Genomic DNA, 23,648 nt, shown 5'->3' with positions numbered 1-23,648 from the left:
AGCGGTCATCATAGGAGGCGTGCGCCGGTGGTCGGGTCCGACACCGCAGCACGGGCAGGAGGGAGCGGGAGTGGTCCGGACCCTCGTCCTCACCGCCGTCGCGGCAGCCCTCCTCGCCGCCGCCTGGCACGCGATCGGACCCTCGCGCCCGGTCTTCGCCGCGGTCGCGCAGATGGTCCTCACCGGCTGGGCGGCACTGACCTTCGGTGCGCGCACCCGTCCGCTCGAGCAGTCCTGGTTCGACGTGGGCCGCCGCGAGCCGACGGTGCTGCGGGCGCTCGGGGTCGGCGTCTTCGGTCGGCTGCTCGACGTCGTCGGGTGGAACCGCCTCGTCACCCGCGAGCGCGGCTTCGACGGCACGCGCGCGGGGCTGGCCGCTCTCGATCAGCACACCCGCCGCTCCGAGGCGGTGCACGTCGCGTGCACGGCCGTCGGAGTCGCGCTCGCCCTCGCCGCGACAGTCACGGGTGCGACGGGCGGCGCGGCCTGGCTGCTCGGGTCGACGATCGCCGTTCAGCTCTACCCCGCGCTGCTGCAGCGGCTGGTGCGGGCGCGCATCCAGCGGGCGGGGCGGGCTGGAGGAGGCGCGTCCTCCGTCGCAGGGGCATGAGCGCTGATCCGTCGGGGACTCAGTCGTCGCTGTCGCCGCTGGGCGCGGGTGCCTGGTCGGTGCCGGTGGTGGAGTCGGACCAGACGGCCTGCGCCCCGGAGTCGCCGATGCGGACGACGTCGATGGTGGCTCCGACGGAGACGGCGATCGCTGCGACGGCAAGCACGATCCCGACGACAGGGCGGCGGGTGGTGGCGTGGTCATCGCTCCGTCGCGTGCGGCGGAACCAGAGCCACTGCACCAGGGCGATGACGAACAAGCCGGCGGCCCAGGGGAGCAGGTGATCGCCGAGCTCCGTGTGCAGCTCGAGGATCGCGGACGGCTCCGTCCGGCGTTCGAGGGCTTCGCCGGCCTGCGTGGTGAGCGGGACGGCGATCAGCGCGGCCAGGGCGATGATCGGGGTGAAGATCCCGAACCTGCGGCGGGCGGCGGGCAAGACGCTGCCGAGGACGAGCATCAGTGCGGCGAGGGGGAGCAGGACCACGACGGCGTGCACGAGGAGCGGGTGGAGAGGGAGGCCGTTGATCTGCCAGTCGTTCATCGGGGGCGCCTTCGGTCGAGGGGTGCTGTCCTCGTGACGCTACGCGCCTGTCCCGCGCGCTCCGCCGGATCGACGCGTTCGTGTGAGCCCTCGAACGATCGCTCGCCCGTCCTCGGAGCCCACTCCCCGCTTCACCGCCGAGCTGCGAGGCGCCGACCGGGCGGAGTCAGTGCGTGCGCTCGCTCGCCGGAGCGATCAGTCGTCGGAGCCGGTGGCCTCCTGCGATCGGTCGTCGAGGGCCCGGCTGTCACCGCTCGGGCAGCACCATCGTCACCGCGACTCCGCCGGAGCTGCGGTTCTCGAGGGCGACCGAGCCGTCCGCGATGTCGACGAGCGCCGCCACGAGGGCGAGCCCGAGCCCGCTGCCGCCGTCGCGGCTGGTGCGCGCCTCGTCGGGCCGGGAGAAGCGCTCGAAGGCGTGCGGCACGAACTCCTCCGGCACGCCGTGCCCGGTGTCCTCGACGTGCAGCTCGAGGCCGGAGTCGTGCTGGCGCAGACGGAGGGTGATGAGTCCTCCCGGCGGCGTCGCAGCGATCGCGTTCGCGCCGAGATTGTCGAGGATCCGCGAGAACGCGCTCGCCGAGAGCGGGTAGGGCGCATCGGCCCGCTCGATCGCGGTGTCGAGCTCGATCTCGGGGCCGGCGCCTCCGGCGATCGTCCTCAGCCGGTCGACGGAGTCCATCAGCTCGGTCTCCAGCTCGCGCGCCGTCGCGCGCGCCGCGACCGGCGGGGCGGCGTCCAGGCGGGAGAGCTCCAGGAGGTTCGTCGCCAGCCGGGACAGGCGAGCGAGGGACCCCTCGGCGGCGCGGATCTCCGTCTCGAGGGCGTCCGCGTCGCCGAAGTGCCGGTGCGCGAGTTCGAGCTGGGTGATGACGACGGCCAGTGGCGTGCGGATCTCGTGGCTGGCCGCGGACACCATCTGCCGTTCCCGATCCGCCGTGTCCCGCGTCCGGGCGAGGAAGGCGTTCAGCGTCTCCGCTAGGTCCGACAGCTCATCAGTCGCCGAGCCGACGGGGAGCTCGCCTCCGTCACGATCGCCGAGCGAGGCGGCGGTGCGGCGCATCCGCTCGACCGGACGCAGGGCGACGCCGGTGAGCAGCCATGCGGCGAGAGCGGACAGGATCACGAGGGCTGCGGCGCTGACGAGCAGCGTCCGGTCGAGGGCCGCGACGGTGAGGTCGCTGCCGGCGCCGCTGCGCGCCGCCCAGAGCTCCCACGTGCCCGCGCCGGTGTCGAGGGTCCGCGAGACGACGGTGAACCGCACGTCCTCGTCGGTGACGACCGTCGAGGCGCCGTCGTTGCCGCTGCTGCGGTCCAGGACCTCGTGGACGTCGTGCGGCATCGTGTCGACGGGGACCGCACCGCCGGGAGCGCGCGCGAAGATCAGGATCCCCTCGGCCGGCGGGTCAGGGGTCTCGGTCGGCTCCGATCGCAGATCGGCGAGGTACGGGGCGAGGTCGCCCTCGGCGAGGGTCACCTCGGAGGCGACCACGATGCTGCGGAACTGCGCGTGCAGTACGAGGGTGGTCGCACCGACCCCGATCAGCGCGACGAGGAGGCTGCCGAGAGTGATCCGGGAGCGGATCGAGAGGGAGCGCAGCAGCCTCACTCGGCGCGCTCCAGCCGGTACCCCGCGCCGCGGACCGTCGTGATCCGAAGGCCCGTATCGGCGAGCGCGAGCTTCTTGCGGAGGTAGCTGACGTACTGGTCCACGAGAGTCGGCTCGAACGTCTCCGACGACCCCCACACCTCGGTGAGGATCCCCGTCCGGGTCAGCACCTCGTCCGGCCGCAGGGCGAAGAAGCGCAGCAGGGTGAACTCCTTCACGCTCAGCGCGAAAGGGCGGTCGCGGACGGTCGCCCGCACCGCCAGGGCGTCCAGGCGCAGCGCTCCGATCTGCACCACAGGCTGTGGGCCGCTGGTCCGGCGGCGGATCTGCGCGCGGATCCGCGCGCTCAATTCGCCGAAGTGGAACGGCTTCGTGACGTAGTCGTCGGCGCCCGAGTCCAGCCCGAAGATCCGGTCCTCGACGGCGTCCCGCGCCGTGATCAGCACCACCGGGACGGTGCTGCCCGATTCGCGCAGCCGACGGCAGACCTCGAACCCGGTCATCCCCGGCAGCATGACGTCGACGACGGCGACGTCGACGTCTCCCGCCGTGAAGGCGATCAGCGCATCGACACCGTTGTCGACCAGATGCACGTCGTAGCCGTCCTCCTGCAGCCCCCGCTCGACGAGGGCACCCATCTGCGGGTCGTCCTCGACGACGAGGATCCGGGGCATCAGATCGCGCCGGACGTGCCGAGCAGCGACCCGATCAGGAACGTGGCAGCGAGCGCCAGAGCGCCGCCGACGACGATGCGGATCATCGGCCGCAGAGCCCGGCTGCCGCCGACCCGGGCGCTGATGAACCCCGTCGCGACGAGGGCGATCAGCACCACAGCGAAGGTCACCGGAACCCTCTGTTCCGGCGAAGGGAGCAGGATCGCCAGCAGCGGCAGCGCGGCGCCGAGGAGGAACGACAGTGCCGAGGCGCCGGCGGCGGCGAGCGGACTGGCGACCGCCTCCTCGCTCAGGCCCAGTTCCACTTCCAGATGCGCGGTCAGAGCGTCGTTCTCGCTCAGCTCGCGGGCGACCCGATGCGCGGTCTCCGGGGTCAGGCCCCGCGCCTGGTAGAGAGAGGCGAGCTCCTCGAGCTCCCCGGCTGGATCCTCTGCCAGCTCGACGCGCTCCTTCTCGATCAGTGCACGCTGACTGTCGCTCTGGCTGCTCACCGACACGTACTCGCCCAGCGCCATCGAGATCGCACCGCCGACGACCCCTGCGACGCCCGCCGTCAGGATCGGTGCCGTGGCGGTCGTGGCGCCGGCGACGCCCACGACGAGAGCGGCGACCGAGACGATTCCGTCGTTCGCGCCGAGCACGCCCGCCCGCAACCAGTTCAGCCGCCCCGAGATCGCACCGTCGTGAGGTTCCGCGCGGGGCGAGGAGGGCGGAGGCGCGGACGGGGTCGACATGAGGGCCATGCAAGCACCAGCCCCGCTGACGCGCCAGCAAGGAGAGGCTGCCCGATCCTTCCGACGCCGCCCGGCTGAGAGGAGACGCAGGGGAGGGGCAGAGGTCGGCGCAGGCTGCACGCTACGGTGCGACGACCTCCCCGGACCCGAAGGAATCACCATGCCGCTCATCCGCATCGACCTGATCGAGGGCCGCTCCGACCAGCAGATCACCGCACTCGGCGACGCGCTGATGCGCACCCTCGTCGAGGTCTCCGGCCTCCCGGAGCGCGACCGCTTCCAGATCGTCACCGAGCACAAGCCCGGCCGGCTCACCGCCCTCGACGTCGGTCTCGGCATCGAGAGGTCCGAGCAGGTGGTGGTCATCCAGATCTTCACTCAGACCGGGCGCACCACGGACGAGAAGCAGACGTTCTTCGCCGCACTCGCCGCCGCGCTGGAGGAGATCGGCGTCGACGGCGCCGACCTCGTCGTCGGCTTCGTCGAGAACACCGCGGCGGACTGGTCCTTCGGCTTCGGTCGAGCGCAGTACCTCACGGGCGAGCTCGCAGCGCCCGGCAGCGCGTCATGACGCCGTCCCGGCGGGGAACGGCTCTCTGAAACGCGTCGCGACCCACTCCGGTCGTCGGGCCGCCACTCGGGCAGGGCCCAGCGGGCGCGACCGACGGAACACGCCCGATCAGCCGGCGGGCCTGCTGAACAGATTGACGACGTTCCCGTCCGGGTCGCGGACGAGGGTGGAGCGGTTGCCCCACGGCATGGTGCTCGGCGGGAGCACCACGTCCTCGCTCCGGGGTCCGAGCTCGGCGAAGGCGCGGTCGACGTCGGTCACCTCGAACTCGAGCAGGACGGAGCGGTTCGCCGCAGGGACGACGGCGCCGTCGAGCATCGCGACCGTCGAGGTGTGGGCGATCGCGAGGGTCGCGCCCGCTCCGGTGAACTGCGCGAAGACCGGCGCCGGGCGCTCGGCCGGTCGGCCGACGACCTGCTCGTAGAAGGCGACGAGGCCGTCGAGGTCGTCGGTGACGATGCGGAGGGAGGTGAACGACATGGGGCTCCTTCAGGGGCGGGGATGAACTCCGCCGGGACGGGCGCCTCCTCCTCGCTCTCGAGGAAGTGCACCCGGGAGGCGACCGCGCCGGCGCGGGCGGCCACGTCGTCGGGCAGGACCGCGAGCGTCTTCCGGGCGGCGGTCCGGGCCGCCTGCCGGAACGGACTGCGCCGCAGCGCGCTGAGGCCGATCAGCACGGCGACGGCCTCCTCCAGCGTGAACCCGGCCGGACTGAGGGTCGCCGACGCGTCGATGACGTAGCCGCCCGTGCGGCCGGGCTTTGCCCAGATCGGCAGACCCGCCTGCTGCAGCGCGGACAGGTCCCGCTCGATGGTCCGCACCGACACCTCGAACCGCTCGGCGAGACGGCGCGCGCTCCGCGGCCGGGGCGAGACCGCCCGCAGCTCCTCGACGAGCCCGTAGAGACGATCGGTGCGGTTCACCCGACCATCATCCGCCCGGGCGCGCCAGGTCGCGGTCGTCAGCGGACTCACTGTGCGGCGGTGCTTCCGCTCGACGCGCGATCAGGTCAGCGCCGGCAGTTCGCGGGTGGTCTCGGCCACGGCGGTGAGCCGGGCGGCGAGCCTCTACCGTTGCACCCGTGCCCCTCCTTCTCGCCGGCCTGCTGTCGTGAGACCGCTTGTCGCCTGGCTCGAGCACCGCCAGATCCCGCTCTACCTCGCCGCGATCGCCGCCGGCGCCGCTCTCGGACTGCTGCTGCCCGCCGCGCACCACCTCGAGGTCGCGATCGAACCGGTGCTCGCGCTGCTGCTGTTCGCCACGTTCCTCGGGGTCCCGTTCGCCGCGATCGGACGGTCTCTGCGCGACGGCCGCTTCCTCGCCGCGGTCGGGGTGCTGAACTTCGTCGTCGTGCCGCTCGTCGCCTACGGGCTGTCCCGATTCGTCGCCGACACTCCGGTGCTGCTGTTCGGGGTCCTCCTGGTGCTCCTGACGCCGTGCATCGACTACGTGATCGTGTTCGCCGGGCTCGCCGGAGGGGCGTCCGACCGGCTGCTCGCCGCCGCACCGCTGCTGATGCTCGCGCAGATCCTCCTCCTCCCCGTGTATCTGGTGCTCTTCATCGGTCCTGCGGGGGTGGCGGTGGTCGACGCCGGTCCGTTCGCGCGGGCGTTCCTGCTGCTGATCGTGGTGCCGCTGTCCGCGGCCGGGCTGGTGCAGGCCCTGGCGCGCCGACACGTGTCCGGCCGGATCGTCGAGTCCACGATGCTCGGGCTCATGGTGCCGCTCATGACGGCCACGCTCTTCACCGTCGTCGCCTCCCAGGCCGGCGCCGTGGGCGCCTCGGCCGGCCGGCTTCTCGTCCTCGTCCCGCTCTACGCGGGATTCCTCGTGGTCATGACCGCTCTGGGGCTGGGTGCTGGACGCGTCTTCCGGCTCGACGTGCCCGCGACGCGCGCCCTCGTGTTCAGCGGCGCGACCCGCAACTCGCTCGTCGTGCTGCCCCTCGCACTCGCGCTCCCGGCACCGCTGTCGCTCGCGCCCGTCGTCGTCGTCACGCAGACCCTCGTGGAACTCGTCGGCATGGTCGTCCTCGTCCGACTGCTCCCTCGGCTCACCCGAGACCGAGCAGCGCGGGCCGGCCCGGTCTGAGGCGGACTCACCAGCGCCCGAGACGACTCGGGCCTGCAGAAGGGTCGCCCGGGGAGTCGCCCGGGAGGTGCTCGCCGGTCAGTCCTTCTCCGGTCTGCCCGCAGTCCCCGCGTCAGCGGGCTCGTCGGCCGGGGCGACAGGAGCTGCGGACTCGACCGCGGTGGGCTGGACCTCGGCTGATCTCGCATTCCTGGCGGCGAGGCGCTTCTTCTGGGACTTGCCGGTGCTGAACGGGCTCACCCACAGCCAGGAGAAGCGCCGCAGCGACTGGAAGATGAACAGCGACGCCCAGAGGGAGAACACCGTCAGGGCGACCGGGAAGACCGTCGCCGGGAGGGTTGGGACATTCGTCTCGCCGAGCAGGGGGACGAATGCGACGACGACCGCGATCACGAAGAGGTGCAGGAGATAGATCTGGAAGCTCTGCTGCCCCATGGTGACGAAGATCTTCAGTGCGCGGACCTTGACGAGGTACTGGGAGCCGGCGATGCCCGCGATGATCGCGACCGAACTGGCGATCAGGATGACGCCCGGAATGCGGTTGGCGTCGAAGGCGACGATCACCGCGATGATGCCGAGGTAGGCCACCGCGAGCGCGAGCGCCTGCCAGAGCTTCACGCGAGCGGCGAAGCGGTAGAACGTGCGGGGGATGAACATCGCCACGAGGAAGAAGATGAAGTTCTGGAGCACCCGGTCCCAGCCGATGTTGTCGGTGTCCAGCAGGCCGGTGGTCGTCGCCGCGACGGCCAGCAGCCCGGCCACCGAGAGCTGGATCCATCGGGGCACCTTGCGGATCAGCCAGGCGAGGATGCTGAAGATCGCGAGAGCCCAGATGAACCAGTAGCTGCTCGACGGCAGGATGGGCAGCACCAGCACGTTGAGCGGGTCCGTCGGCGAGGTCGCCTCCGACCGTGAGAACGGGACGATGAGGTAGAAGACGACCCGGATGAACGACCACAGCAGGTAGAGGTACACCAGCGCGAGCACTCGGCGGCGCCACAGTTCGGCGAACGTCCACGTCAGCATCCGGGCGGCCGTGAGGCCCGCGATGAAGAAGAACACGGGCATGGGGAAGTAGAGGAGCACGGTCCGGAGCTTCGGGACGTACCCCGCGAGGTCGAAGAATCCGAGGAACAACGACGAGTGGTAGAGCACGACGAGGCTGATCGCGACGCCCTTGGCGAAGTCGATCCACTCTCGCGACTCGGGGCGCTTCACGACGGCCCCTGCCGTGCTCGATCCCGTCATCCGTCGCTCCTCGCGTTGGCGCACACGGCGCGATCCCTGTTCACCGATTGCTGCGGATCCATTGCGCCCCCAAGATGCTGAATTCGAATCGGATGCGAATGAGCCCCGATTCATTCCCCGTACGGGTTTTGAGAGTACGGGAAAGAATCCGATCGCGGACGAATCGCTGGAGCATCGAGGCGGCCGGGGAGGTCCGGACGCCTCGCAGACACCGGACGACGTCCTGTCCGTGGAGTCGCCCGCTCCACGCCGGAGGGCCTTCGGCGCGATCCGAGCGACGTCGGTCGGTCCGCGACCGCAGACGAATGAACCGTGGAGGGACGCCGTGACGACACTTTCGTACAGTTCCACGGGTTCGCCACCCGAAGGATGAGACGAAATCGGCCCGCGGCCAGGACACCTCGACCTCTCCGGCATACTCCATGACCTGAACGACGCCACCACCGCCCCCAGTCTCGACGGCCGCGAGTTCGTGATGACCTCCTCGACCAACAGCGCGGTCGACCCGGAGTCGCCGTCGCGGTTCCACTACTCCGAGCGCGACGGAGTGGTCTGGGGCGACGACGTCGGCGACACCGTGACCTTCGGCCGGTTCGTGGGCACGCGCACCGGCGACGCCCTGCAGGTCTCGTTCGTGCACCAGCTGATCGACGGCGGGACCGTGGTCAGCGGCACCGGCGGCAGCCGCGTCGAGCTCGACGGCGAGGGCCTGCTGCGGCTCGTCGAGGAGTTCGAGATCGACGGCGACGACCACGTCAGCATCTGCGTCGAGGTCTGACGCTCAGCGCGCCGCGTCGCGGCCGTTCCCCGCGGTGGTGAACCGCGTCATGCCGAGCCGGTTCGTCGATCCGGAGCGGTCGGGGATGTCGGAGGGCAGCAGATAGGCCTTGCGCACCACCTCGTCGAGCACGACGACCGAGACCACCGACTTCACCTCTGGCCGGGCCGCGACCACGCCGGTGACGAAGTCGTGCACGCCGCCGATGTCGAGCGAGCGGACCAGGAGCATCGCGTCGTGCTCGCCGGTCGTGATGCAGCAGTACTCGACGTCGGGCATCTGGAGGATGCCCTCGCGGAACCGGTGCCACGACTGCGGGTGCACAGTCACGAACACCAGGGCGCAGACGTCGAGCCCCACCTTCCCCGGATCGACCAGGGCCGAGAACCCGGTGATGATGCCGGATGCGGTCAGCTGCTCGACCCGGTTGTAGACGCTCGCCCGCGAGACGTTCACCCGCTCGGCCAAGGCTGACATCGAGATGCGCCCGTTCTCGCGCAGGACGGCGAGGATGCGCAGATTGAGGTCGTCGAGCCGGCCCGCGCTTTGTCCAGCGACCGCACGCGCTGGAGCGGGCGGGCGCGTGAGCGCTGTGGAGGAGGCCCGGGCAGAGGAGTCCGCACTCTGGAGCATGCCGAGGGCCGTGAACCGCAGCCCGCTCCCCGGGGACGGCGCGTTCATGACCGCCGGCTGGGCCGATCCGGAGCCGGTGATCGACTCCGACGAGCCGGTGCTCGCCTACACCGCGGAGCGCCGGTCGCGACTGGCGCAGGCGCTGCCCGCCGAGCTGCTGATCATCCCCTCCGGCCTGCCGCGGGTGCGCTCGAACGACAGCGACCACCGCTTCCGCCCGGGCACCGACCACGTGTGGCTGACGGGCAACGGAGTCGCCGAGAGCGTGCTCGTCGTCGACACGACGGGAGGGGAGGCCGGCTCGATCCTGTACCTGCGGGCTCCCTCCGGCCGCGACGGCGACGAGTTCTGGCAGAACGACGCGCTCGGCGACCTCTGGGTCGGGCCGCGGCCGTCGCTCGCCGAGACGCAGGCGGCGCTGGGCATCGAGACCCGGCCGCTGGCCGACTTCACGCGCGACGTGGAGCGGGCCGCGCGGCGGGCCCGGCGCATCCGGGTCCTGCCCACCCTCGACGAGAGCATCGACGAGCTGGTGCGGAGCATCTGCGGACCGGAGCTCGGACCGCACCTCGTGCTCAAGTCGACGCTCGACGAGCTGCGCCTGATCAAGAACGACTGGGAGATCGGACGGCTGCAGCTCGCCGTCGACGGCACGGCGCGGGGATTTGACGACTGCCTCGAGGCGTGGCCGGTCGCCCGCGCGATGCCCCGCGGCGAGCGCTACCTCGAGGGCACCTTCGCCCGCCGCGCCCTGGTCGAGGGACAGGGGCCGGCCTACGGATCGGTCGTCGCCTCGGGAGCGCACGCCACGACCCTGCACTACACGCGGAACACCGGGCCCCTCGCCGACAGCGACCTCGTCCTGATGGACATGGGCGTCGAGCTGCCCTCGCTCTACGCCGCCGACATCACCCGCACCGTCCCGGTCAGCGGCGAGTTCACCCCGCTGCAGCGGGACGTGTACTCGATCGTGCTGCGCGCGCAGCAGGCCGGCATCGACTCCCTGCGCGCGGGAGTGCGCTTCCAGGACTACCAGGACGCGTGCGGGCGAGCCCTCACCGAAGGGCTGATCGACCTCGGCCTGATCCGCTGCTCCGTCGACGAGGCCATGGCCCCGTCGGCGTCGTACCACCGCCGGTGGAGCATCTCCCGCGCCGGGCACATGCTCGGGATGGACGTGCACGACTGCAACCACGCTCCGCACGAGACGTATCTCGGCGGAGTGCTCGCGGCCGGCCACACCCTCACCGTCGAGCCCGGCCTCTACTTCCAGCTCGGCGACCTGACGGTCCCCGCCGAGCTGCGGGGCCTGGGCATCCGGATCGAGGACGACCTCGTGGTCACGGAGACGTCGTCGATCCTGCTCTCGGCGGCGATGCCGCGCACGCCCGACGCGGTGGAGGAGTGGATGGCGAGGCTGGCGGGCTGAGAGGTCGGGCGCGCACTGCGATCGGCCGACGCGGACTACGGGAGCTGTGGGGGCGCGATCAGTTCGAGGAATCCGCCGAGGGCTCCTTCGAGGTAGATGATGCGCGTGCCGGCTCGGGCGCCAGCGGTCATCCGGTGAGGTGTCCCCACCGGTCTCCAGCCGTGTCCAGCGCAGAGCTCGAGGACACGATCGAGGTCCGAGACCGAGAGCGCGATGTGCACCGTGCCGACCTGTGCGGGCGAGCCGGCGGACTCGAGCTGTCGGGGCGGGTCGTACTGCAGCAGCTCCACCCGGTGGGGGCCGAGTGTCACCGTCGCTGCGCGGATCACGGCTCCACGGACGCCGGTGGTCGCCGCCGTGACCTCCACGTCGAGCGTGAAGGTGCGCTCGAGCACGAACCCGAGACCGGAGCACCACAGCACCAGCGCGTCGTCGAGGTCGGCCACGGTGAGACCGGAGTGAGCGACGTCGGAGACGAGCGGTGATGCCATGACATCAGTATCGAGCTCCGACACGCCTGCCTGAGGATGTGCGGCGCTCCTCACCCTCCCTGGGTGAGGCCGGTGATCCGGTTGATGGCGACGGCGACGACGAAGGTGCCGAAGAAGTAGGACAGCAGGGCGTGGGCCAGGGCTACGCGGCGTGAGGGGGTGGAGGACTGGGTGATGCTGCTCGCGCTGTAGGCCATCCCGATCGAGAACGCGGTGTAGGCGAAGTCGCTGTAGGACAGTTCCTCGTCCTGGTCGAAGTCGAAGCGGTGGCGGTCGTCGAGGTAGTACATGCGCGCGTACTTGAAGGCGTAGACGGTGTTGACGAGCGCCCAGGCCGCGACGACCCCGACGACCGCGAGGATCGCGGCCGCGGATCCGACGGGGTCCTTCTGCTGGCTGCGGAGGAGTGCGACGACCACGAGGACGAGGCTGAAGAAGGTGGCGGCGATGATGAGCGAGTCGACCAGCTTCCGGGACCGGTCCTCGTGGCGGGCGAGGTCGCGGGTGCGTTCCGGGCCGGCCGGCCACGCCGTCGACCAGGCCCAGACGAGGAACACCGCCGCGGCGATCGCCCAGCAGAGCAGAGGCGACAGATCGGGGACCGCAGTGGACCCTGAGCGCTCGGGCCGGAGATCCTTCAGACGGGCACGATCGGCCCCAGCACATTGAGCGCGACGACGGCCACCAGCTGGACGACGCCCGCGGTGACCAGTCGACCACCGAGGTGCGACGTGTCAGCGGGCCGCTCGGTCACCGAGCCGATCCGTACTGCTCCCGACGTCGTCCGGCACGTGAGTCAGGATGTCGCCCACCTGGCAGCCGAGGACCTCGCAGATGGCGTCGAGTGCTGAGGCACTCACACCATCCTCCTGCGAAGAGGGGGCGGTGTCAGCCGGAGAGGGCAGTGCCCGAGAGCGGGTGGGTCAGTCGTCGTCGCTGTCGGGCGCGGGTGCCTGATCGGTGCTGGTGCTCGAGGTGGAGTCGGACCAGACGGCTTGTGCGCCGGAGTCGCCGATGCGGATCACGTCGATGGTCGCTCCGACGGAGATGGCGATCGCTGCGACGGCGAGCACGATTCCGACGAGGGGGCGGCGGGTGGTGGCGGCTCGGTCCTCGGTTCGTCGCGTGCGGCGGAACCAGAGCCACTGGACCAGGGCGACGAGGAACAGGCCGGCAGCCCAGGGGAGCAGGTGGTCGCCGAGCTCGGTGTGCTTCTCGAGGATCGCGGACGGCTCCGTCTGTCGTTCGAGCGCTTCTCCGGCCTGCGTGGTGAGCGGGACGGCGATCAGCGCGGCGAGGGCGATGATCGGGGTGAGGATCCCGAACTTGCGGCGGGCGGCCGGCCAGAGGCTGCCGAGGATGAGCATCAGTGCGGCGAGGGGGAGCAGAACCACGACGGCGTGCACGAGGAGCGGGTGGAGGGGGAGGCCGTTGATCTGCCAGTCGTTCATCGGGGGCGCCTTCGGTCGAGAGGGGGGCTGTCCTCGTGACGCTAACGCGCCCCGCCCTGCGCGCTCTGCCGTTGGACGTGTTCGTGTGAGCCCTCGAACGATCACTCGCCCGTCCTCCGAGCCGACTCCCCGCTTCACCGCCGATATGCGAGGAGCCGACCGAGCGGAGTCAGGACGTGTGCCGGCTCGCCGGTGCGATCAGGCGGCGGAGCCGGTCGGTCACGAGAAGGGCACCGGCGGCGTCGATGGTGAGGACGTCGACGTCGAAGCGGTCGGTGACGGTGTCGAGCGTCCCGACGCCGCCGGCGAGGATCGCGGTCGCGAGGACGTCGGCGGTGACGATGTCCTCGGCGATCACGGACACCTGCACGAAGGGGACGTCACCGGGCTCGGCAGGTCGGCGCCAGACGTGCTCTCCGCGTTCAGCCGTCCCGGAGGTGGCGATCGCGCGGCGCCCGTCGCCGAGCGGGACGACGCAGAGCAGTGCCTGCCGGTCGTCGGGATCCACGATCCCGACCCTCCAGCTGCCGAAGGGCGAGGTGAGGACGTCGCCACCGACGTCGAGGAGCCACTCGCCGTCTCCGAGCAGCCGGGCCGCGCGCGCCATGGTGGTCGCCTTGATGGTTCCGGCGAGGTCGATGACCCCGTCGGGCCGGTGCGGGGTGAAGGCGCCGTCCGTCGCCGTTCGCCAGTGCAGCGATTCGGTGTAGGCGGTCCGCATCTGCTCGGACGCGGCCGTCAGCGCGAGCTCGCCGCGGGCGATCCGGGACGCCTCCGACTCCGGCCGGTACAGGCTGAAGCGGGCGTCGGCGTCGGCGAAGACGGCTTCGACGTCGCCGACCGGGGTGTCGTCGGCGGCGCGCAGGCTGACGACGGTGCCCATCGTCGTGAACGTGTGCACGGTCAGAGTCCGGCCTGGTCGATCGCCGACTGCAGGGAGGTGAGGTACCCGTCGCTGGTGTAGGTCGCTCCGCTGACCGCCTGCACGTTCGCGGACTGGGCGGCGAGGACTTCTTGACGCAGGATCGGCGCGGCCCGGTGCGAGATCGACACGGACCGGCCGTCCTTGTCCGTGAGGTGCACGGCCGTGACGTCGGTGATCTGCCCGCCGGCGACGGTGATCGCGACCTGCACAGCGTCGAAGCGAGTCGGAACAGATGAGCCGGTCCACGTGCCGTCGGCCGAGGCGGACGGGCTCGCAGTGGCCGTCGAGCTCGTACCGGCCGACGGGTCGGTGGGCGCGCCGGCGGAGGGCGTCGTCGAGGCGGGGGCGCCGGCCGAGGTCGGCGTGGTCGCCGCGGGGGATGTCGGGTCCGTGGCCGTGGTGGCGCTCGTTCCGGTGGCGAGCGGGGAACCGGTGGCGCCGGCGGATCCCATCTGCCAGCCGCCGACGAGGACGGCGAGGGAGGCGAGGACGCTGGCGACTGCTGCTCGTGTTCTCACCAGTCGAACCTCTCCACGTGGATCTGCCGGTCGGGCAGGCCTGCCGCTCGCGCGTCGCGGACGACGAGGTCGGTCCAGGCGGTGGGACCGCAGACGAACAGGTCGGATTCGAGCAGGCCCGGCAGTGCCGAGGTGATCGTCACACCTCGGGCGACGGACTCGGCGGACATCCACGTCGCCAGCCCTGCGGGCCGCCGGCCGATCATCCCGAACAGCGCGCCGCGGCTGCTGCGGACCAGTGTCCGAGTCTCGTCCCAGAGGTAGGTCTGGGAGTCGTCGGTGGCGCGCAGCAGGACGGTGGCCTCGCCGGGTCGGAGGCCGCCGTGCTCGAGGAGCGCTCGGGCGGGGGTGATGCCGATGCCGGCGGCGATGATCGCGAGCCGCGGGGCGGTGCGGGCGACGTCGGTGAAGATCCCGTAGGGCCCCTCGATCGAGACCGCGGTCCCGGGGCGCAGTCGTGCGAGACGGTCGGTCCCGGCTCCGAGTGCGCGGACGGTGATCCGAGCGCGGGTGTCGGTCGGGACGGCGGAGAAGGAGATCGGGTGCGCATGCCACCAGGTGCCGCGGCTCCAGAACCGCCAGATCGCGTACTGCCCGCCGATCACGCCGAGGCGGGAGAGGTCGCGGCCGGAGAGGTGGAGCGAGAAGACGCCGGGGGCGATCGTCTCGACGGCCTCGACCCGGATCCGGTGCCGCAGCGTCGTGAGGACCGGCACCGCGAACCGGAACCTGGCGATCGCTCCGAACGCCAGGACGTAGAGGGCGAGCCAGTAGACGCGCTGCGGGGTGCTCTCGGCGAGGACCTGGCCGGCGGAGAGCTGGTGGGGGACGGCGACGAGGACCGCCGCGTAGCTGAGGAGGTGGATCGCGTGCCACGCCTCGTACGCGAAGCGGCGGCGCACGGCGACGAGGGAGGTGACGACGACGAGCACCAGCAGGGTGCTGCCGAGCAGCGCCAGGAGCATGTCGGCGCCGGAGTACAGAGCGAGTGTCTCGTTCCACAGCGTCAGCCCGTCGGTGAGGGCGTAGCCGACGGTGAGCAGGGCACCGTGCCCGAGGATCAGAGACAGGGCGGGCTTGCCGAGGCGACGGTGCAGCGCCATCGCGGTGTCCTGGCCGAAGGTGCGATCGATCCAGGGGATCCGGGCGGCGAGGACGAGCATGACCAGGATCAGGTCGGTGCCGACGAGGCCGGCGACGATCCCTGCGGCCGTGAGAGCTCCGGCGATATCGGTGGCCTCCGCGGGCCCGCCGGCTGCGAGGTAGAGCGCGATGGCGAGGGCGACCGAGACCCAGCCGGCGGTGACGAGCGCGTCCGCGGAACGCAGGCGCCGACGCAGGGATCGCTCGCGGTCGGCCTGCGACCGCCGCAGCGTGGTCGGCGCGTGGGGTGCGGGTGCGTTGGTCGGTCGGATCGTGGTGCTCACGGCGGCGCCCTCCGGTCGGTGTCGCATGCGCCGACCTCGGGTTTCCGGGGGCGCGCTCCTACCGTCGCGGGGGAGTCTTGGTGTCGACTATGAGGGATGCGTGCCGATTCCCCGCCGGAGCCCGATTCGTGTTCGAGGTATCACATGTCACCGCTCGGGCAGCACGACCGTCACCCTCACTCCGGCGGGTCGACAGTTCTCGATGGTGACCGATCCGTCCGCGGTGTCAACGAGAGCTGCGACGAGGGCGAGCCCGAGCCCGCTGCCGCCGTCGCGGCTGGTGCGCGCCTCGTCGGGTCGAGAGAAGCGCTCGAACGCGTGCGGCACGAACTCCTCCGGGATGCCGTGCCCAGTGTCCCGGACGCTCAGCTCGAGGGTGGAATCGTGCTGCTCGAGGAGGAGGGTGATGCGTCCGGCAGGAGGTGTTGCGGCGATCGCATTCGCGCCGAGATTGTCGAGGATCCGCGAGAACGCGCTCACCGAGAGCGGGTAGGGCGCGTCGGCGCGCTCGATCGCGGTATCGAGCTCGATGTCGGGGCCGGTGCCGCCGGTGATCGTCCTCAGCCGGTCGACGGAGTCCATCAGCTCGGTCTCCAGCTCGCTCGCCGTCGCGCGCGCGGTGACGGGCGGGGCGGCGTCCAGCTGGGAGAGCTCCAGGAGGTTCGTCGCCAGGCGGGACAGGCGGGCGAGGGACCCCTCGGCGGCGCGGATCTCTTCTTCGAGGGCGTCCGCGTCGCCGAAGTGCCGGTGCGCGAGTTCGAGCTGGGTGATGACGACTGCCAGCGGCGTGCGGATCTCGTGGCTTGCCGCGGACACCATCTGCCGCTCCCGATCGGCGGTGTCCCGCGTCCGAGCGATGAACGCGTTCAACGTCTCCGCCAGATCCGACAGCTCATCAGTCGCCGGGCCTACGGGAAGCTCGCCGCCGTGCCGGTCGCCGAGCGACGCGGCGGTGCGGCGCATCCGCTCGACCGGACGCAGGGCGGCGCCGGTGAGCAGCCATGCGGCGAGGGCGGACAGGATCACGAGGGCCGCGGCGCTGACGAGCAGCGTCCGGTCCAGGGCCGCGACGGTCAGGTCGCTGCCGGCGCCGCTGCGAGCCGCCCACAGCTCCCACGTGCCCGCACTCGTGTCCAGGGTCCGGGAGACGATCGTGAACCGGACGTCCTCGTCGGTCATCACCGTCGAGGTGCCGTCGCTGCCGGTGCTGCGCTCCAGAACCTCGTGGACGTCGTGCGGCATCGTATCGACGGGGACCGCTCCGCCGGGAGCGCGCGCGAAGATCAGGATCCCCTCGGCCGGAGGGTCGGGGGTCTCGGTCGGGTCCGATCCCAGATCGGCGAGATACGGGGCGAGGTCGCCCTCGGCGACGGTCACCTCGGACGCGACGACGATGCTGCGGACCTGCCCGTGCAGCACGAGGGTGATCACGCCGACCCCGATCAGCGCGACGAGGAGGCTGCCGAGGGTGATCCGGGAGCGGATCGACAGGGAGCGCAGCAGCCTCACTCGGCGCGCTCCAGCCGGTATCCGGCGCCGCGGACGGTCGTGATCCGGAGGCCTGTGTCGGCGAGGGCGAGCTTCTTGCGGAGGTAGCTGACGTACTGATCCACGAGGGTCGGCTCGAACGTCTCCGTAGACCCCCACACTTCGGCGAGGATCTCCGTCCGGGTCAGTACCTCATCGAGATGCACGGCGAAGAAGCGCAGCAGCGTGAGCTCCTTGACACTCAGCGCGAAGGGACGCTCTCGGACCGTCGCGCGCACGGACAGGGCATCCAGGCGCAGCGCTCCGATCTGGACCACTGGCTGCGGGCCGCTGGCTCGGCGCCGGATCTGTGCGCGGATCCGGGCGCTCAGCTCGCCGAAGTGGAACGGCTTGGTGACGTAGTCGTCGGCGCCCGAGTCCAGCCCGAAGATCCGGTCCTCGACGGCGTCCCGCGCCGTGATCAGCACGACCGGGACGGTGCTGCCCGACTCCCGCATCCGTCGGCAGACCTCGAACCCGGTCATCCCTGGCAGCATCACGTCGACGACGGCGACATCGACGTCTCCCGCGGTGAAGGCGATCAGCGCGTCGACGCCGTTGTCGACGAGCTGCACGTCGTAGCCGTCCTCCCGCAGTCCCCGCTCGACGAGGGCACCCATCTGCGGGTCGTCCTCGACGACGAGGATCCGGGACATCAGACTGCGCCGGACGTGCCGAGCAGCAGGCCGATCAGGAACGTCGCCGCGAGGGCCAGAGCGCCGCCGACGACGATGCGGATCATCGGGCGCAGAGCCGGGCTGCCGCCGACCCGTGCGCTGATGTATCCGGTCGCGGCGAGGGCGATCAGCACCACGGCGAAGGTCACCGGAACCCTCCAGTCCGGCGGAGGGAGCAGGATCGCCAGCAGCGGCAGCACGGCTCCCAGGAGGAACGCCAGCGCCGAGGCGCCGGCGGCGGCGAGCGGGCTGGCGACCGCTTCCTCGTTCAATCCGAGCTCCGCTTCCAGATGTGCGGTCAGAGCGTCGTTCTCGGTCAGCTCGCGGGCGACCTGATGCGCTGTCTCCGGGGTCAGGCCACGCGCTCGATAGAGCCAGGCGAGTTCTTCGAGCTCCCCGTCGGGATCCTCGGCCAGCTCGACCCGCTCCTTCGCGATCAGTGCGCGCTGGCTGTCGCTCTGGCTGCTCACCGACACGTACTCGCCGAGCGCCATCGAGATCGCACCGCCGACGACCCCTGCGACGCCCGCCGTCAGGATCGGTGCCGTGGCGGTCGTCGCTCCGGCGACACCCACGACGAGAGCGGCGACCGAGACGATGCCGTCGTTCGCGCCGAGCACGCCCGCTCGCAACCAGTTCAGCCGCCCTGAAATCGCGCTGTCGTGCGGTTCCGCGCGGGGCGAGGAGGGCTGAGGCGTGAATGGGGTCGACATGAGGGCCATGCAAGCACCCACCCCTCGGTAGCGCTAGCCAGGCGAGCCTGCCCGATCCCGTCAGTGCTGCACCGGCTGGGAAGAGACGAAGGGGAGAGGCAGAGCCCAGCGCCGGCCGGGAGTTAACCCATGCAGTCAGGGTGACACGGACCCCCGTCATTCGCACTCGGACAGAGTCATCGATGGTGCAGAGCCCCAGTCGAAGCGGCGATCTGCACACCTCGGTGGGCGAGGAGATGCGGACGGTGCCGGCGGGCTGACCGCTGTCAGCCGGTCTGCTGCGGGTCGTCAGGAAGCCCGACGGCTCCTAGGCTGACCCGATGAGTTCCCCGGCACCGACCCGCCCATTCGTGGGTGTAGCGCGCATCGCCGTCGGTGCAGCCGCCGTCGCGGTGATCCTCCACACCTATGCGCTGAGCATTGCGGTCGGCGACCCGAATCCGTTCGACTACTTCGGCTACTTCACGAACCAGACCAGCCTGCTCGCGAGCGCGGTGCTGATCGTCGCCGGATCGGTCGCGCTCGCCCGCCGTCCGACGCCCGTGTGGCTGAGCTACGTCCGCGGCGCGGCGACGGCCTACTCGATCGTCGTCGCCGTGATCTACAACACCCTCGTTCCCGGTACCGGGACGGCCCCGCCCTGGGTCAGCGCCGTCCTGCACGTGGTGCTCCCCGCGCTCGTCCTCCTCGACTTCATCGTCGTCAACGACCGCGGGCCGCTCTCCTGGCGCCGGCTGTGGGTCGTCCTGCCCTACCCGATCGTCTGGGTCGTCGTCGTGCTCGTCCGCGGGGCGACCGACGGGTGGGTGCCGTACGGCTTCCTGCTCCCCGAGAACGGCGTGCCGTCGCTCGTCCTGCACGTCGCCGGGCTGACCTGCGCGGTGATCCTCGCGGGCGCGCTCGTCTGGGCGCTGAGCCGACGCCGCAGATCGGCTGGTTGACGTCCGGTCCTCCGTCGCCGTGGACCATGAGGCGTGCTGATTCCCGACGTCGGGCGCGTCACCTCTCGTGCGTCGCGGCTCGGCCGCGGCGGGCTCTGATCACGCGCGACACGAGATCGATGACCAGCAACCCCGACATCAGTTCAGTCTCGCGAACCCGAGCGCCTTGTGCGCGTCCCTTATGGGGATCGTCGAGCGATCACCTAAACGCCGATTCGTGGACCGACGCACGCCGCATCGCGACGGCGGGACGATAGAACCCCTGGGAGCCGCCGTCTCTCACCATTCGTCGCCCAGCTTGCGGAGCCGGTTGTCCTCCGGCAGGGTCTGGCGCGAGAAGTCGTGCAGAACGTCGGACGACGCCGTTTCCTGTCCGTCGCGTTCAGCTCGTCGGATGGCCGCGAGGACGACGCATGTCACAGCCACGATCAACGCCGCAGCAGTCGTCAACGTCATCCATGTCGGCTGAACGGTCGAACCGTCCGAGCACAGCGGGTTCCAGAGGAACCCCTCTCCGGTCAGGCTGCCTCCGCCGCGGGTCCGGCACGTCTCGCTCGGGTCCCACATGTAGATGGAGGCAACCGCTCCCATGACGGCTGCGAGACCGCCGAAGACCAAGGCGAGAACGACGGGCGTCGCTGCACTCGGTCGCGGGGGCTCTCCAACGGTCATCGGGACATCATGCACTGCACTTCACGGGATCGATCAAGAACCGGAACAACAGAGGCGGCTGCGAGCGCCCCGCAGGGAGGTCATCGCGCAGCGACACTTCACCGACACGCAGAATCTCGTCCGAAGGGAAGCGGAACGGGTTGAGGGAGAGCAGGTCATCCGCCGTCATCCCCGCTCCTCCCTTTCTCGTGAGGTTGGGGCGACCGGATGGAGTGGCCGCAGTTCCCTCAGGGGCCACAGCGCATTGCTCGTGGCCGGGCTCGTGGATGAGCCCAGAGAGCGCGGACGCCCTTTCGTCGTCGCGGGAGCGACGATCGCGGCTGCAGCCGTTCTCTGCGCTCCCGTGTACGACGCCGGTCTAGCCGTCCTCCGGACCGAGGGGGACGTGCCGACAGCTGCTCTCGGTGCGCCCGCCCGACGCGATGATCCCGAACAGCTGTCGAGCCAGCTCGGAACGACGCCGCAAGCGCGCATCAGCTACGGGCAGCGGTATGTCTTCGCGAAGTCGGTTGCCGTGAACTGCCTTCCCTCGGTCATGGAGTTCAGTGACGGGCAGATGTCGTTGTTGTGCGCCGCCGCTACGAAGGGGGTCGCTGCTTGTGGGACGCAGCCGTAGTCCTGGTCGGGCTGGTCGAGGATGCGCAGCTGACCCGTCTCCCCGGCGGCGAGGTGAAGATCGGACCAGGAGCAGGACCAGGTGAGTGAGGCTCCGGTGTCGTTGGTGATGCTGACGTAGTGGGAAGGGCCATGCACTCCGAACAGCAGATCACCTACCCACAGAACCCGCGGCCGCCACGACGGCTAGAGCGCCCAGCGCGATCGACAGTCTCACCGACCGTCGTTGGCGGGGTGGCGTCTGCCGGTCCGGCGAGAGCCCGCTCGGATCCCAACTGTCCAGACCTTCAACCACGGCGTCTCCCCTCAATGGGCGAGAAACGGCCTCGACCGCTGCCCAGCTCGAGTCCGCCCACGGGAGAAGAGTAGGCGTGATGCGGCTCTCACCACGAGGAGCAACCGGCTCGCGACCGAGAGCGTCCGCAAGGCGATCGGTCACAGACGCATTGCGGGACCGGCGACGTTCGTCCGTGCAGTCTGAGACGAAACCGTGCTCTGAGGGCATTCACTACTGAGGGGGTGATGTCGGATGGTCGGTGCTACTGAGGTGACGCTGGTGGATCGTCTTCGCGGTGGTGACCCTTCGGCGCTGGATGCTCTCTTCCGGATGCACGGCCGCGCGCTCTACCGCGCCGCGGGAAGCTTCCTCGCGGACGCCGGTCATGCCGAGGACGTCGTGCAGGAGAGCTTCTTCCTGCTCTGGCAGCGCCGCTCGGGCGTGCGCATCGTGGGGAAGTCGGTGCTGCCCTGGCTGCTGGTCACGGTACGCAACCTCAGCTTCTCGACCAATCGCCGCGAGCAGCGCCGACGCCACCTGCCCCTCTCCGACGACACCGCCTCTCGCGGCGTCGACGCGGAGGCGAGCGAGCGGCTGCTGGACGTGCGACGTCTGGTCGAGCAGATGAGCGCGACGGACCGTGCGATCTGGACGGCGTGCATCGAGGACGACCTCAGCTACAGCGATGCCGCGCGTTCCCTCGGCCTGTCCCACGGGACGGTCCGCAATCGCCTCTCGCGGGCACGGGCATCGGTGACGAGAGCCCTGACGGAACGGACAGAGGACCATGGACAGTCGTGACCTGAGCGATGAGCAGCTCGAGCGCATCAGCGCACGCCTCGCGGACCGAATCCGCCGCCGCCGACGTCTTCGCCAGGCCGCGGCGGTGACGCTCGCCGGCATCGCCGGCGCCGTCCTCAGCGCGGCAGTCCTCACGGCGGTGACGACGGAGCGCGGCACTCCGGTCGCAGCGCCCGTCACCTGCTGGGAACAGGACGGGCAGGGCGTTGCCCTGTCGGGCGAGATCCAGACGCCCGCGAAGCAGTCCACTGCGTCGCTCGCAGCGGCGTGCGCTGCGCTCACGGGGACCGACGCAGACGGGACTGACGCAGCCTTGTTCTCCCTCGCAGGAACTCAGGTGTGCCAGGAGGGCGGCCGGATCGAGATCTTCACGGGACTGACCACCGCGGTCGACTGCACCAATCCGCCCGCGACGCAGACCGGAGTGGACCAGTGACCGTCAGGCGGGCGAGAGTCCTCCCCCTCATAATCCTCTGCCTCTCCGCGGCGCTCCTCGTCAGTGGATGCGCGACGAGCGCCGGCAGCCCCGGTTCCCCACCGACGACGCAGATACCCGGCGAGCTGCTCAGCGCCGAGGACGCGACCAGGTCCGTCTACGAGACCACCTCGGTCATCGGCGATCAAGGATCAGGCGGATGGCTGCTCGATCACCCCGTCAGCCTTCGCATCATCGGCATCGACGGCCGGTCGAAGCTCAGCGTCGACGGGCCGTGCAACACGCTGGCCTACGACCTCCAGTCCGCGGGGCTGCAGACGTCCGTGTGGGTCGTCAGCGGGGGCCCCGCGACGACCTACGTCGGCTGCCTCGCCGCCGCTGGCGAACGAGAGCAGTGGCTGATGGACGTCCTGGGTGCCGAGGACGTCAGCCTCACCCAGACCTCCACGACGATGCGCATCCGCTCCGGCCCCGTCACCATCGACGCCACCGCCAGCACGACCCCCATCTCCACCGAGACGCCTGCCGAACCATCGGAGGCGACGGAGGCCCTGACACCCACCGTTCCGACAGAGGGTCCGCCGGGCACCCCCATTGCCACCGCCGCCTCTGAGGGACCGATCATCGACGTCCAGCAGCTGACGAACCCGGCGCTCGACCTGGCCAACGGCACCGGAAGACTCCTCTCGACGCTCAGTGCGGAGGAGAAGAAGCAGTACCCGATCTACGCGGTCGGAACCACGTACGAGGAGCTCGCCGCTTATGACCCCGCTCTCGCGGATCACTACTGGGTCGCACCGGACGAGCCGGTGTGGGCGCTGACCGTGCACGCGCCCGCGGAGAGAACGGACGCGCCCTATGGCTTCGACCTCCATCGGGTGGACGTCTTCACCGCCGTCTACGACGGGATCAGCGGAGAGCTCCTGACGTCACAGGGCGATGTCGACCTCGCGTCTCTCGGTGCGCCCGGCGAGCTGATCACCGCCGGATAGATCCTTAGTTACCGTCCGTATGGGAATCCCCAAACGGGACGCCAGAGGCGATGCGGATGAGGCGAAGCGCGCGATTGCTTGGTGGCGCGCTCGCTACGCTCACGTGATGGTCGGCCTCTCGCAGTGGCGCCGGCGAGCTGACGCTCGCCGTTCGCGCCGCGCCCGGTTCCGGGTTCTGCTCGCTGAGGTTTGTGGTGAGTGCTCGCACCCCTGGGTGGAGCACCTCGCGGACGCCGGCCTGGTCGGCAGCCCCGTGTGCTCGGAGTG

The 23,648-nt window shown here is 70.7% G+C and carries 30 protein-coding genes and 1 pseudogene; 10 read left to right on the top strand and 21 right to left on the bottom strand.

The features are described 5' to 3' along the window. Positions 1-70: 70 nt before the first annotated feature. On the top strand, positions 71-610 hold the full coding sequence (locus C5C69_RS06820; protein WP_104223276.1) for a hypothetical protein: 540 nt from the start codon (positions 71-73) through the stop codon (positions 608-610). Between the two features lie 19 nt (positions 611-629). Here C5C69_RS06820 and C5C69_RS06815 read toward each other — a convergent pair whose 3' ends face one another. From C5C69_RS06815 to C5C69_RS06800, 4 genes are all read right to left on the bottom strand, one after another. After that, entirely contained in the window at positions 630-1,151 is a 522-nt protein-coding gene (locus tag C5C69_RS06815) for a DUF2231 domain-containing protein (protein ID WP_104257606.1), read from the bottom strand. Between the two features lie 247 nt (positions 1,152-1,398). Then, entirely contained in the window at positions 1,399-2,760 is a 1,362-nt protein-coding gene (locus C5C69_RS06810) for a cell wall metabolism sensor histidine kinase WalK (protein ID WP_104223274.1), read from the bottom strand. Next, positions 2,757-3,434, bottom strand: coding sequence for a response regulator transcription factor (locus tag C5C69_RS06805; RefSeq protein WP_104223273.1), 678 nt, complete (start codon positions 3,432-3,434; stop codon positions 2,757-2,759). Before C5C69_RS06805 ends, C5C69_RS06810 begins: the two co-directional genes overlap by 4 nt. Further along, complete coding sequence (locus C5C69_RS06800; protein ID WP_104223272.1) at positions 3,434-4,168, bottom strand: VIT1/CCC1 transporter family protein; 735 nt, start codon at positions 4,166-4,168, stop codon at positions 3,434-3,436. The genes C5C69_RS06805 and C5C69_RS06800 overlap by 1 nt, the downstream gene beginning before the upstream one ends. A 160-nt stretch (positions 4,169-4,328) precedes the next feature. Here C5C69_RS06800 and C5C69_RS06795 point away from each other — a divergent pair, with 160 nt between their 5' ends. Further along, positions 4,329-4,739, top strand: coding sequence for a tautomerase family protein (locus C5C69_RS06795; protein WP_104257605.1), 411 nt, complete (start codon positions 4,329-4,331; stop codon positions 4,737-4,739). Between the two features lie 108 nt (positions 4,740-4,847). Here C5C69_RS06795 and C5C69_RS06790 read toward each other — a convergent pair whose 3' ends face one another. Further along, the gene (locus tag C5C69_RS06790; RefSeq protein ID WP_104257604.1) at positions 4,848-5,219 is read right to left on the bottom strand and encodes a VOC family protein; all 372 of its coding nucleotides are present in this window, start codon (positions 5,217-5,219) and stop codon (positions 4,848-4,850) included. A 21-nt stretch (positions 5,220-5,240) separates the two neighbouring features. On the opposite strand from C5C69_RS06790, the gene C5C69_RS17200 reads away from it, so the two are divergent. After that, a complete protein-coding gene (locus C5C69_RS17200; RefSeq protein ID WP_258067495.1) occupies positions 5,241-5,480 on the top strand; it encodes a hypothetical protein in 240 nt (79 codons plus the stop codon). A 56-nt stretch (positions 5,481-5,536) separates the two neighbouring features. Here C5C69_RS17200 and C5C69_RS17195 read toward each other — a convergent pair. Next, positions 5,537-5,662, bottom strand: a pseudogene (locus C5C69_RS17195) (HTH domain-containing protein); the annotation flags it as partial. Between the two features lie 187 nt (positions 5,663-5,849). Between C5C69_RS17195 and C5C69_RS06780 the strand changes: the two are divergent. Beyond that, positions 5,850-6,830 carry an arsenic resistance protein gene (locus C5C69_RS06780; RefSeq protein ID WP_104257603.1) on the top strand — a complete coding sequence of 327 codons (981 nt, stop codon included), beginning with the start codon at positions 5,850-5,852 and terminating at the stop codon, positions 6,828-6,830. Positions 6,831-6,908: 78 nt separating this feature from the next. Here C5C69_RS06780 and C5C69_RS06775 read toward each other — a convergent pair whose 3' ends face one another. After that, positions 6,909-8,078 carry an acyltransferase gene (locus C5C69_RS06775; RefSeq protein WP_181127035.1) on the bottom strand — a complete coding sequence of 390 codons (1,170 nt, stop codon included), beginning with the start codon at positions 8,076-8,078 and terminating at the stop codon, positions 6,909-6,911. Between the two features lie 475 nt (positions 8,079-8,553). On the opposite strand from C5C69_RS06775, the gene C5C69_RS06770 reads away from it, so the two are divergent. After that, the gene (locus C5C69_RS06770) at positions 8,554-8,856 is read left to right on the top strand and encodes a hypothetical protein (protein WP_104257601.1); all 303 of its coding nucleotides are present in this window, start codon (positions 8,554-8,556) and stop codon (positions 8,854-8,856) included. A 3-nt stretch (positions 8,857-8,859) separates the two neighbouring features. Here the strand turns inward: C5C69_RS06770 and C5C69_RS06765 are convergent, their stop codons facing one another. After that, a complete protein-coding gene (locus tag C5C69_RS06765; RefSeq protein WP_104257632.1) occupies positions 8,860-9,489 on the bottom strand; it encodes an Lrp/AsnC family transcriptional regulator in 630 nt (209 codons plus the stop codon). A gap of 10 nt (positions 9,490-9,499) precedes the next feature. Here C5C69_RS06765 and C5C69_RS06760 point away from each other — a divergent pair, with 10 nt between their 5' ends. Beyond that, the gene (locus C5C69_RS06760; protein WP_219812349.1) at positions 9,500-10,918 is read left to right on the top strand and encodes an aminopeptidase P family protein; all 1,419 of its coding nucleotides are present in this window, start codon (positions 9,500-9,502) and stop codon (positions 10,916-10,918) included. Between the two features lie 35 nt (positions 10,919-10,953). Here C5C69_RS06760 and C5C69_RS06755 read toward each other — a convergent pair whose 3' ends face one another. The 10 genes from C5C69_RS06755 to C5C69_RS06710 all read right to left on the bottom strand — a co-directional run bounded on the left by C5C69_RS06755 (position 10,954) and on the right by C5C69_RS06710 (position 18,656). Continuing rightward, complete coding sequence (locus C5C69_RS06755; RefSeq protein WP_104257600.1) at positions 10,954-11,409, bottom strand: VOC family protein; 456 nt, start codon at positions 11,407-11,409, stop codon at positions 10,954-10,956. A gap of 50 nt (positions 11,410-11,459) precedes the next feature. Then, on the bottom strand, positions 11,460-11,993 hold the full coding sequence (locus C5C69_RS06750; RefSeq protein WP_258062911.1) for a DUF1345 domain-containing protein: 534 nt from the start codon (positions 11,991-11,993) through the stop codon (positions 11,460-11,462). Between the two features lie 150 nt (positions 11,994-12,143). Beyond that, positions 12,144-12,269: a helix-turn-helix transcriptional regulator gene (locus C5C69_RS17455; protein WP_181065426.1), complete on the bottom strand. Its 126-nt coding sequence runs from the start codon at positions 12,267-12,269 to the stop codon at positions 12,144-12,146. 63 nt (positions 12,270-12,332) lie between these two features. Continuing rightward, positions 12,333-12,860, bottom strand: a complete 528-nt coding sequence (locus C5C69_RS06740) for a DUF2231 domain-containing protein (protein WP_104226519.1) — start codon at positions 12,858-12,860, stop codon at positions 12,333-12,335. Between the two features lie 169 nt (positions 12,861-13,029). Next, a complete protein-coding gene (locus C5C69_RS06735; RefSeq protein WP_258062908.1) occupies positions 13,030-13,761 on the bottom strand; it encodes an FAD:protein FMN transferase in 732 nt (243 codons plus the stop codon). Between the two features lie 2 nt (positions 13,762-13,763). Then, positions 13,764-14,303: an FMN-binding protein gene (locus tag C5C69_RS06730; protein ID WP_258062909.1), complete on the bottom strand. Its 540-nt coding sequence runs from the start codon at positions 14,301-14,303 to the stop codon at positions 13,764-13,766. Further along, the gene (locus tag C5C69_RS06725; RefSeq protein ID WP_258062910.1) at positions 14,300-15,730 is read right to left on the bottom strand and encodes a ferredoxin reductase family protein; all 1,431 of its coding nucleotides are present in this window, start codon (positions 15,728-15,730) and stop codon (positions 14,300-14,302) included. Before C5C69_RS06725 ends, C5C69_RS06730 begins: the two co-directional genes overlap by 4 nt. Positions 15,731-15,877: 147 nt before the next feature. Continuing rightward, entirely contained in the window at positions 15,878-17,239 is a 1,362-nt protein-coding gene (locus C5C69_RS06720; RefSeq protein WP_104257597.1) for a cell wall metabolism sensor histidine kinase WalK, read from the bottom strand. Next, positions 17,236-17,913 (bottom strand): response regulator transcription factor, encoded by a 678-nt coding sequence (locus C5C69_RS06715; RefSeq protein ID WP_104226516.1) that lies wholly within the window; start codon positions 17,911-17,913, stop codon positions 17,236-17,238. Before C5C69_RS06715 ends, C5C69_RS06720 begins: the two co-directional genes overlap by 4 nt. Next, the gene (locus C5C69_RS06710) at positions 17,913-18,656 is read right to left on the bottom strand and encodes a VIT1/CCC1 transporter family protein (RefSeq protein ID WP_104226515.1); all 744 of its coding nucleotides are present in this window, start codon (positions 18,654-18,656) and stop codon (positions 17,913-17,915) included. Before C5C69_RS06710 ends, C5C69_RS06715 begins: the two co-directional genes overlap by 1 nt. Before the next feature lie 311 nt (positions 18,657-18,967). Between C5C69_RS06710 and C5C69_RS06705 the strand changes: the two genes are divergently transcribed. Further along, the gene (locus C5C69_RS06705) at positions 18,968-19,588 is read left to right on the top strand and encodes a Pr6Pr family membrane protein (RefSeq protein WP_146078432.1); all 621 of its coding nucleotides are present in this window, start codon (positions 18,968-18,970) and stop codon (positions 19,586-19,588) included. 279 nt (positions 19,589-19,867) lie between these two features. Here C5C69_RS06705 and C5C69_RS06700 read toward each other — a convergent pair whose 3' ends face one another. The 3 genes from C5C69_RS06700 to C5C69_RS16680 all read right to left on the bottom strand — a co-directional run bounded on the left by C5C69_RS06700 (position 19,868) and on the right by C5C69_RS16680 (position 21,013). After that, complete coding sequence (locus C5C69_RS06700) at positions 19,868-20,260, bottom strand: hypothetical protein (RefSeq protein ID WP_104250836.1); 393 nt, start codon at positions 20,258-20,260, stop codon at positions 19,868-19,870. Between the two features lie 7 nt (positions 20,261-20,267). Next, positions 20,268-20,429, bottom strand: coding sequence for a hypothetical protein (locus C5C69_RS16925; RefSeq protein ID WP_181068051.1), 162 nt, complete (start codon positions 20,427-20,429; stop codon positions 20,268-20,270). Positions 20,430-20,737: 308 nt separating this feature from the next. Continuing rightward, the gene (locus C5C69_RS16680; RefSeq protein WP_146076568.1) at positions 20,738-21,013 is read right to left on the bottom strand and encodes a hypothetical protein; all 276 of its coding nucleotides are present in this window, start codon (positions 21,011-21,013) and stop codon (positions 20,738-20,740) included. A 418-nt stretch (positions 21,014-21,431) separates the two neighbouring features. Between C5C69_RS16680 and C5C69_RS06690 the strand changes: the two genes are divergently transcribed. The 3 genes from C5C69_RS06690 to C5C69_RS16920 are packed head-to-tail and all read left to right on the top strand — an operon-like array spanning position 21,432 to position 23,381. Then, complete coding sequence (locus C5C69_RS06690) at positions 21,432-21,953, top strand: RNA polymerase sigma factor (protein WP_181127034.1); 522 nt, start codon at positions 21,432-21,434, stop codon at positions 21,951-21,953. Next, entirely contained in the window at positions 21,940-22,389 is a 450-nt protein-coding gene (locus tag C5C69_RS06685; protein WP_104257594.1) for a hypothetical protein, read from the top strand. The genes C5C69_RS06690 and C5C69_RS06685 overlap by 14 nt, the downstream gene beginning before the upstream one ends. Next, entirely contained in the window at positions 22,386-23,381 is a 996-nt protein-coding gene (locus C5C69_RS16920; protein ID WP_181127033.1) for a hypothetical protein, read from the top strand. Before C5C69_RS06685 ends, C5C69_RS16920 begins: the two co-directional genes overlap by 4 nt. Positions 23,382-23,648 lie beyond the last annotated feature (267 nt).

The sequence above is a fragment of the Rathayibacter sp. AY1C7 genome (genome assembly GCF_002931865.1).
In the GTDB taxonomy this organism is placed as follows: Bacteria; Actinomycetota; Actinomycetes; order Actinomycetales; family Microbacteriaceae; genus Rathayibacter.
This window is presented reverse-complemented; position numbering and strand designations above follow the sequence as displayed.